Annotated in this window: 1 pseudogene; it reads right to left on the reverse strand. The window is 62.2% G+C overall.

The features are described 5' to 3' along the window. A pseudogene (locus DBV10_RS22635) lies at positions 1 to 458 on the reverse strand (ABC transporter); the annotation flags it as partial.

A 458-nucleotide genomic window follows, 5' to 3' on the forward strand; every position in this document is an offset into this window, starting at 1 on the left:
CGCCCTCGTCGTCCACATAGCCGAACGAGGCCTCGCTGATGGCCAGCATCGGGTTGGGCAGGTTGGCCGGTTCCTTGAACTCGAAAGTGAAGTCGGCCTCGGCCAGCACGGGGCCGATCTTCTCCATGCGTTCGAGCTGCTTGACCCGGCTTTGCGCCTGCTTGGCCTTGCTGGCCTTGGCCTTGAAGCGGTCGATGAACTTCTGCAGGTGGGCCATCTTCTCCTGCTGCTTGGCAAAGCTGGCCTGCTGCAGTTCGAGTTGCTGGGCGCGCAGCTCTTCGAACTTGCTGTAGTTGCCGCCGTAGCGGTTCAACTCGCCTTGCTGGATCTGCAGGGTGACGTTGGTGATGGCGTCGAGAAACTCGCGGTCGTGGCTGATCACGATCATGGTGCCCGCATAGCGCTTGAGCCAGGCTTCGAGCCAGACCAGGGCGTCCAGGTCCAAGTGGTTGGTGGGC

It is taken from the genome of Acidovorax sp. FJL06 (assembly GCF_003852545.1).
Lineage (GTDB): Bacteria > Pseudomonadota > Gammaproteobacteria > Burkholderiales > Burkholderiaceae_C > Acidovorax.